The 7,575-nt window shown below is 70.3% G+C and carries 8 protein-coding genes and 1 pseudogene; 3 read left to right on the top strand and 6 right to left on the bottom strand.

The window, feature by feature from the left end; all coding sequences use genetic code 11:
* Positions 1–472: pseudogene (locus tag VFA06_RS01990) on the bottom strand (hypothetical protein); the annotation flags it as partial.
* A 218-nt stretch (positions 473–690) separates the two neighbouring features.
* On the opposite strand from VFA06_RS01990, the gene VFA06_RS01985 reads away from it, so the two are divergent.
* Entirely contained in the window at positions 691–1,320 is a 630-nt protein-coding gene (locus tag VFA06_RS01985) for a hypothetical protein (protein ID WP_324838606.1), read from the top strand.
* Between the two features lie 234 nt (positions 1,321–1,554).
* On the opposite strand, the gene ligD is transcribed toward VFA06_RS01985, so the two are convergent.
* From ligD to VFA06_RS01960, 5 genes are all read right to left on the bottom strand, one after another.
* Positions 1,555–2,475 carry a non-homologous end-joining DNA ligase gene (gene ligD / locus VFA06_RS01980; protein WP_324838605.1) on the bottom strand — a complete coding sequence of 307 codons (921 nt, stop codon included), beginning with the start codon at positions 2,473–2,475 and terminating at the stop codon, positions 1,555–1,557.
* Complete coding sequence (locus VFA06_RS01975) at positions 2,472–2,909, bottom strand: hypothetical protein (RefSeq protein ID WP_324838604.1); 438 nt, start codon at positions 2,907–2,909, stop codon at positions 2,472–2,474. The genes ligD and VFA06_RS01975 overlap by 4 nt, the downstream gene beginning before the upstream one ends.
* A gap of 231 nt (positions 2,910–3,140) precedes the next feature.
* Entirely contained in the window at positions 3,141–3,683 is a 543-nt protein-coding gene (locus VFA06_RS01970; RefSeq protein ID WP_324838603.1) for a helix-turn-helix transcriptional regulator, read from the bottom strand.
* Between the two features lie 204 nt (positions 3,684–3,887).
* Positions 3,888–4,274, bottom strand: coding sequence for a plasmid stabilization protein (locus VFA06_RS01965; protein ID WP_324838602.1), 387 nt, complete (start codon positions 4,272–4,274; stop codon positions 3,888–3,890).
* A gap of 122 nt (positions 4,275–4,396) precedes the next feature.
* Positions 4,397–4,906: a sugar:proton symporter gene (locus VFA06_RS01960; protein WP_324838601.1), complete on the bottom strand. Its 510-nt coding sequence runs from the start codon at positions 4,904–4,906 to the stop codon at positions 4,397–4,399.
* A 169-nt stretch (positions 4,907–5,075) separates the two neighbouring features.
* On the opposite strand from VFA06_RS01960, the gene VFA06_RS01955 reads away from it, so the two are divergent.
* Positions 5,076–6,722 (top strand): AlkA N-terminal domain-containing protein, encoded by a 1,647-nt coding sequence (locus VFA06_RS01955; RefSeq protein ID WP_349260014.1) that lies wholly within the window; start codon positions 5,076–5,078, stop codon positions 6,720–6,722.
* A complete protein-coding gene (locus tag VFA06_RS01950; RefSeq protein ID WP_324838599.1) occupies positions 6,719–7,393 on the top strand; it encodes an alpha-ketoglutarate-dependent dioxygenase AlkB in 675 nt (224 codons plus the stop codon). Before VFA06_RS01955 ends, VFA06_RS01950 begins: the two co-directional genes overlap by 4 nt.
* Positions 7,394–7,575: the final 182 nt, after the last annotated feature.

The following is a 7,575-nucleotide window of genomic DNA, read 5'->3' as shown; positions in this document are numbered from 1 at the left end:
CGGCAGCGACCTCGCCGACGTGCGCGACCTTGTCGCCTGCGGCCTCGCTCACCTGAGCGACGCGTTGGCCGAGCCGTTCGCCGACCGCGGCGATCGACCCCTTGGGCAGGCCGCCGCGCTGCGCCTCGGTTTCTGCTTCTGCCTCGGTTTCCGCTTCCGACCCGGCTTCGGGTTCCGGATTCGCTTCTGCCCTGGTCTCGGCCGCGGCTTCCGCCTCGGCAACCGGCTTCGGTTCCGCCTCAGCCACCGGCTCCGCTTCAGCAACCGGCTCCGCGGCGGGAACTACTTCGGCCTCACCGCCGGAGGTACCGAGCTCGCCGTTTTCGCTGTTTTCGCTGTTTTCGCTGTTTTCGCTGTTTTCGCCGAGTTCGACGGGCGCGCCGGGCTCGCTGTGTTCCGTGTGGTCCCCGGGTGCCGCCGCTGCGTGCTCAGCCGCCATTTGCTCAGGCGGACGCGACAGTTCCTCACTCATGTCGGCTGTTCCTCCCTCATCTCGGCCCTCGTCCTTCGCAGGGCGAGCCAGACCCCCTTCAACCTGCCCTAGTCCAATAACCGCGCCCGCGCAAGTCATGCGTGTTCGGGGCTCATGGCCTGGCGGCACGCGGGTACTCGGCGTCGAATCTGACGGCCAGTCCGATGCGGCCCGGCACCCCGGGATGACGATCGCGGCCGGGAGGGAGATACCGACCGATGAGACGCACCAGCTTCGTCGGAGCACTGATCGTGATCACGCTCGGCGGCGTGTTCGCCTTCGCGATCCAGTCCAGCCCCAGGTGGCTCGACCTGCACGCGGCGGGACTGATCATGATGGTGGCCGGCGTCGCAGACCTGGTCATCCGCTTCGCCCTCGGCGACAGCCCGCTGCTGGGCCACGAGGCGGCGGACGTCGCCGCGGTCGTGGAGCCGATCGGCGAGCCGATCTTGGACGTGTTCGGCAACCCGATCACCACCGCACCGCCGCCTGCCGTACTCCAGGCGCCGCCGCTGCTTGAGGTGCCTGTCCCCTACAGTCAGCCCTCCGACGACCCATCGGGCGGCGACGGGACCGGCAGCAGCACGGGCGTGGGCAATCCGGTGGCCACGACGAGCGCGCGGCCGGCGGCTCCGGACGACACGCAGGACATTCCGCTGGTGGAAGGCGCCGGGGTCGAGGTGATCCGTCCGCTCGACCCGATGGAGCGCTACGCGGCGCACGACCGCGCCGTCCACGATCAGGTCGTCCGGCAGGTCGGCGACTACGAGGCGCCCTCCTCGCTGGCTCCTGTCTCGGCGCTGACCGGACGCCCGGTGCGCGTCCGCCGGCGGCTCAGGCGCCGGTGACCGGATCGCGCTGAGCGGGTCGAGAGCGAACGAAAGACCGAGGGTGCCGCCCGAATCGGGCGGCACCCTCGGTCTTTGCTGCTTTGCCGACTGGGAGAGGGCAAAAGTATGGGGCCCGCCGGGGGAGGGGGGAGGGCACCCGGCAGGCCCTGCACATCGGTTAACCGCGAACCGCGGGGCTAAACGGGGTCAATCCAAGTTACCGGGAATATCTCGCCGGCCTCGGCGCGGCGGTCAGTCGTCTGGCAGCGCGGGGCCACCGCGCAGGATCGCCGCCGCCACATCGCCTTCGCGTTCGACCCGGGCGAGCACGTCGGCGGCCTCGAAGACCAGGGAACCCGGATCGGCCTTCTCGACCTCCTGCCAGCGCAGCGGCACCGCGACCGTGGGCCTCGGCTTTGCGCGCAGCGAGTAGGGCGCGACGGTCGTCTTCGGGCCGCTGTTCTGACTCCAGTCGATGAACACCTTGCCCGGCCGCTGGGCCCTCGCCATCTGCGTCACCGCGAGATCAGGGTGCTGTTTCTCCAGGGCGGAGGCGATGCGGTGGGCGTAGCCCGAAGCTTGCTCAGGTGCGGTCTCGCGGATCGGCGCGTACAGGTGCATGCCCTTGCCACCGGACACGCCCGGGTACGCCGTGATGCCGTCCGCCTCCAGCGCTTCTCGCAGCAGCAACGCCACTTGAACGCACTCGGCCAGCCCGGCCGGAGCGCCCGGATCGAGGTCGAAGATGAGCCGGTCCACGCCCCGGATGCCGCCGCGCGGGCCGACGCGCCACGGCGGCACGTGCAGTTCGATCCCGGCGAGGTTCGCGGCCCAGGCCAGCGCCGCCGTGCTCTCGATCATGAGGTAGCGCACCTTGTCGCGCCCCTTTGTGCTGTGCGGCGCGGCGAGCGTGACCGTGCGCAGCCATGAGGGCGTGTTCGGCGGAGCGTTCTTGTTGAAGAACCCGGACTCGCCGGTGCCGTCCGGGAAGCGGTTGAGCGTCACCGGGCGACCGGCCAGGTGCGGCAGCAGGACAGACGCCATCCGCCGGTAGTAGTCGACCATGTCGCCTTTGGTGAACCCCGCCTCGGGAAACAGGATCTTTTCCTGGTTGGAGAGGCGCACCCGATGCTCGTCGATGCTGACGAGGGTGGCCGAACCGCGCGCGGTCACGGCCGTTTCCAGCCGTCCGCCCAGGGCGCGGCGTCCGCCGCGCCGCCGGGCTCGGGCTCAGGCTCCGACTGTGATCCGGCGTCGTCAGCCGGCCTGCGCGGGGCGTCCTGCGCGGTCGCCGGACCGGGAGTCGGTCCCGGCAGCGGCGGCTCGGGATCCGGTCCCGGCGGCCGTGGCGGCACCGGGTCGGGCTCGGGAAGCGGAGGCGCCGGATCGGGGCCTCCCGGCCTAGGTGGCACGGGATCGGGTCCGGGCGGGCCTGGCGGCGGCGCGGGCACCGGGTCAGGCTGGATCGGCTCGGGCCTCGCCGGGTCAGGGTGCATCGGGTCGGGCGGATCGGGGGTCGGCGTGAGCGGGTCGGTCGGCTCGGGCCCCGGAAGGCGTACATCCGGCTCACCGCCCGTGATCACGTCCGTGAAGATCGCTTCTGTCATGCCTCGACGGCTACCCTGGCGTCGCCGAGACATGCGCCGTCGAAGGCGGGCCGCAGCTGCTTGGTGAACCTTGCCGGTGGCCTGGCACTCGTCGCCGGTGCCGTGCTACTCGTCGCCAGTGGCGATGGCACTCGGCCGGCTCTGCGTCGAACCGGCTCGCAAGGACGAGTGCTTCGCAGCGGGTGAATCCGTGTCCTGCTGAATGAGCGTCGCGCCGGGGGAAGAGGGCGCTTAACGCTTCGCGGGGTTCCTGGCGACCAGCAGTCCGCTGCGGAAGGCCGTGTCCACGGCCTGCGCGCGCGAGCTGACGCCGAGCTTGACGTAAATGCGCCGCAGATGCGACTTAATCGTGTGCTGCGATACCCACAGCTTGCGGCCGACTTGGACGTCGGTCATGCCCACCGCGACGCCCTCCAGGACCTGGACCTCGCGGTAGGAGACGTCCGGGTTCCAGGCGATCTTGCGGCGCGGGCCGAAGTCGCCGCGGCAGTGCGCGATGGCCACCGCGTGAGCGGAGTTCATGGCGCCCAGGGCGTCCAGGATGTGCGCCATGTGGCTCTTCACCGTGTGCCGGGCTATGCCCAGTTGCGCGGCCACCTCCTCGTTCGTCTTGCCGTCCGCGATCAGTGCCAGCACCTCGATCTCGCGGGCGGTCAGCGGGCGGCGCAGCCGGCGGGGGCGGGCGTCGCGCTGCCGCGTTTCCTGCGCGGCGGGGCGCGCGACGGTAAGGCGCGCGGGCCGAAGTGGCGGGGCGGTCGCCTCCGTAAGTGTCACCTGGCACCTCCATGAATCTGCGAACCGGCCGGTCTCGCCGAGCAGTGATGGGTCCGGAATCCGGCTTTGGGTCGAAAGCAGCGCCGCTGTACCCCGAGAAGCGCGAAGCATGCACACGTTTCCGAAGCGATTCGGGTCGGTGCCGCGGCGCTGCTCAGACCGGCATGTTCGTCAGCTTGTGGCATTCGCTGTGACGGCTCGCGGCTACGACTTGCGGCCGCGGGAAGAGGACAGCGCACGTTCCAGCTGAGCCTTGTCCATCGTGGAGCGGCCCTTGATGTCGCGGCGCTGGGCCTCGGCGTAGAGCTCGCGGTAGGTCTGACCGGAGCCGCTTGAGCTGCGGGAACCGCTGGAGCTGCTGCTGCCGGGGCCGCGAGAGCCGCCGGAACGCTGGCCGCCGCGGCTGGACGGGGACGGTCCGCGGGTCGAACTGCGGCTGGAGGACTTGGCCTCGCCGCTGCGCGCCCGCTCCTTGTTCACCGTCCGCGCGGCGATCTCCTCGGCCCGCTTCGGGCTTTCGCCCCGCTTGCGGGAGCTGCTCTTGATGTGCTCGTACTGGCGTTCCCGTTTCGGGCTTGATCCGCGCGGCATGGCCGCCTCCTGATTCTCAGGGTGTCAGGGTGTCAGGGATTTGTCTTCGTTCGGAGGTGTCAGGAAACGCGCAAGCCGCGACACGCGCCGTCGCGCGCCGCGGCTTGGCGGGCTTTCGGCTCTCACCACTCGCGGTTGCGGGCCTCGAACGGGTCGCGTTCCGGAGCGTTCACCTGCTCCACCACGGTCGGCGCCTCGACGATCTCCTGGCCGAGGAACCCGGCGATGATGAGCACGACCGAGCCGCCGAGCGCCAGCCAGGCGCCGGCCTGCATGCTGTGCTGCGCCGAGCGGTAGACCTCGATCGCGAGCAGGACGAACAGTACGATCCCGAGCGCTCCGGCCAGGCGGGTGAGCCAGCCGGTGCGGTCGACGAGGCCGACGAGCGCGACCAGGCCGAGCAGGATCGAGATGCCGCCGACGCTCTTGACGATGTCGCCCTGCGCGAAGAACTCGGTCTTGACCAGGGCGTGGTTGCTCAGGTCGGTCCCGGTGATGGACCGGGTCCAGTCAAGGAACGCGGCAACGATCACCGCTGCGCATCCGGCCAGCGTCAGCAGCAGCCGCCCGAAGTCCACTCCGGCCCGGCTCCTTGCGGGGACGCCCGTTCGGTGCACGGTGTGCGTTCCCATCACAGCCACCTCCATCCAGTAAAGCTGTGTTTCCCTGGTAACCCGCGTCTGGTGGCCCAAACGGGCCAATGGCGGTTGATCAGGGAACGGGTCGACAAGCGGCGGCCGGATGGTCGTGTCCGATTTCCGCTAGCACGGTGCGGTCAGGTGACCGAGGATGGTGTCTGTGATGAACGAAGATGCCAGGTACGAGGCGGTACGAGGCCGGGACGCGCGGTTCGACGGCGAGTTCTTCACAGCTGTGCTGACCACGGGTATTTACTGTCGGCCGAGCTGTCCCGCGATGACGCCAAAAAGAGAGAACGTGCGGTTCTTTCCGACCGCTGCGGCGGCCCAAGGTTCGGGATTCCGCGCCTGCCGGCGTTGCCGTCCCGATGCGGTACCGGGTTCCCCGGAGTGGAACGTGCGGGCCGACGCGGTAGGCCGCGCCATGCGCCTTATCGCGGACGGCGTTGTGGATCGCGAAGGCGTAAACGGACTTGCGTCGCGGCTCGGGTACAGCGCGCGGCAGGTGCAGCGGCAGCTCAACGCCGAAGTGGGCGCGGGGCCGGTGGCGCTTGCTCGGGCCCAGCGTGCGCACACTGCGCGCGTGCTGTTGCAGACCACGCAGTTGCCGGTTTCCGAGGTCGCGTTCGCGGCCGGTTTCGACAGCATCCGGCAGTTCAACGACACCATCCGGGCCATCTACGCGCTTACCCCGACGCAGCTGCGCGAGGCGCGGCCGAAGCGGGAGGTCGCCGCTCAGCGGCGAAATGGTTCGCGGGGCTCGCGGACGGCGGCGTCGGCCTTCGGCGGAAGCGCGCCGTGGCTGAGCGCGAGCGAATTCTCGTCGGCGGCGCGGGCCGGATCCGAGCCGCGGCCCGGCGCCGCCGAGATCGATCCGGACGCCGCGCAGGCGGTACCCGTGATTTCGAGCGTTGAGGTTGCGGCGGACCAGTTGGGCGCGAACGGCGGAATCCCGCTGCGACTGGCCTTCCGCGGTCCCTACGCGGCGGCTGAGCTGTTCGACTTCCTCGGTCGGCGAGCAATCACGGGTGTCGAGGAAATGCTCGGCGAGCGTGGCGAGCGCACTTACCGCCGAACGCTGCGTCTGCCGGCGGGCGCGGCCATCGCAGAGGTCGACGAGCGGACCGGCGAGGGCGGTTGGCTCGAATGCCGGCTGCACCTCGGCGCGCTGCGGGACCTGACCGCCGGGATCCAGCGGTTGCGGCGGCTGTTCGATCTCGACGCCGATCCTTACGCGGTAAGCGAGCGACTAGGCGCGGACCCGGTGCTCGGTCCGCTCGTCCGGGCGCGGCCCGGATTGCGCGCTCCGGGCGCAGCGGACGCGCAGGAGTTGGCGGTGCGCGCGATCCTCGGCCAGCAAGTCACCGTGACGGCTGGCCGAAAGCTCGGCGAGGCGCTGGTGGCCGCGTATGGCCAGCCGCTCCCCAAGCCGAGCGGCGGTCTGACCCACCTCTTCCCGCTGCCTGCCGACCTCGCCGAGAATCCGCTCGACGCGCTCGGCATGCCCGAGGCGCGACGAATCAGCCTGCGCACACTCGGCGCGGCGCTGGCCGGCGGCGCGCTGCGGCTCGACCCGGGCGTGGACCGCGACGAGGCCGAGCGGGAGTTGCTCGCGCTGCGCGGGATCGGACCGTGGACGGCGCGGTACATCCGGATGCGGGGGCTCGGCGATCCGGACGTGCTGCTCGTCGGGGATGTGGCAATCAAGGCGGCAATGCGGCGCAACGGGGCCGTGGACGCCGACGCGCACGCCTGGCAGCCGTGGCGCTCGTACGCGATGCACTACCTGTGGACCAGCCCAATCGCATGAGTGCCCTGATCCCCCGGCCGCGTGCCGAGATCGCGCCGGGCGCCGTGCACCTGCCCGGCTGGCTGAGCCTTGAGCAGCAGCGAGAGCTGGTGACTGCGTGCCGGGGCTGGGCCACCGGGCCGGTCCCGATCCGGCACACCAGGCTGCCGCGCGGCGGAGTGATGTCGGTGCAGACGGTGTGCCTCGGCTGGCATTGGCAGCCCTATCGGTACACGCGCACCGCCGATGATGTGAACGGCAAGCGTGTCGCGCCGTTACCTGACTGGCTGGTCGAGTGGGGTCGCCGGGCTCTCGTCGATGCGTATCAGGACACTGTCGCAGCTTATCTGGACGGCGCCGCCGAGTACACGCCGGACACCGCGCTGATCAATTTCTACGACGGCGACGCCAAGATGGGCATGCACCAGGACAAGGACGAGCGCTCCGCCGCGCCGGTCGTGTCGATGAGCGTCGGCGACAGTTGCGTCTTCCGCCTAGGCAACGACGAGAACCGTGGAAAGCCGTACACCGATGTCCGGCTCGAGTCAGGTGATCTCTTCGTCTTCGGCGGTCCGTCCCGGTTCGCGTATCACGGGGTGCCCAAGGTCTACCCGAGCACGGGCGACACGGCGACGGGGCTGACCGCGGGACGGCTGAACATCACGTTGCGCGTCACCGGACTGACCGGCTGACGGCAATACATCGGATGACTCTGGCGGTCGGGCGTTGAGTATGTGAAGGTATGGGCGTGACGGATACTTCGCCTGCCACGACCATCACCAGCACGAGCCCGACCTTTGTCGGTATGCCGTCGTTTCCGGTGGCGGCGCGGGCCTCGACGCGGGATGCGGTGTTGCGGGCGAACCTGGCCCGC

Source organism: Actinocrinis sp. (assembly GCF_035653575.1).
Lineage (GTDB): Bacteria > Actinomycetota > Actinomycetes > Streptomycetales > Catenulisporaceae > Actinocrinis.
This window is presented reverse-complemented; position numbering and strand designations above follow the sequence as displayed.

Excerpts from the sequence above, each read along its gene's own strand:
- VFA06_RS01975 (WP_324838604.1), bottom strand. The coding sequence starts at position 2,909 with ATGACAGAAGCGATCTTCACGGACGTGATCACGGGCGGTGAGCCGGAT.
- VFA06_RS01985 (WP_324838606.1), top strand. The coding sequence starts at position 691 with ATGAGACGCACCAGCTTCGTCGGAGCACTGATCGTGATCACGCTCGGC.
- VFA06_RS01955 (WP_349260014.1), top strand. The coding sequence starts at position 5,076 with ATGAACGAAGATGCCAGGTACGAGGCGGTACGAGGCCGGGACGCGCGG.
- VFA06_RS01965 (WP_324838602.1), bottom strand. The coding sequence starts at position 4,274 with ATGCCGCGCGGATCAAGCCCGAAACGGGAACGCCAGTACGAGCACATC.
- VFA06_RS01960 (WP_324838601.1), bottom strand. The coding sequence starts at position 4,906 with ATGGGAACGCACACCGTGCACCGAACGGGCGTCCCCGCAAGGAGCCGG.
- VFA06_RS01950 (WP_324838599.1), top strand. The coding sequence starts at position 6,719 with ATGAGTGCCCTGATCCCCCGGCCGCGTGCCGAGATCGCGCCGGGCGCC.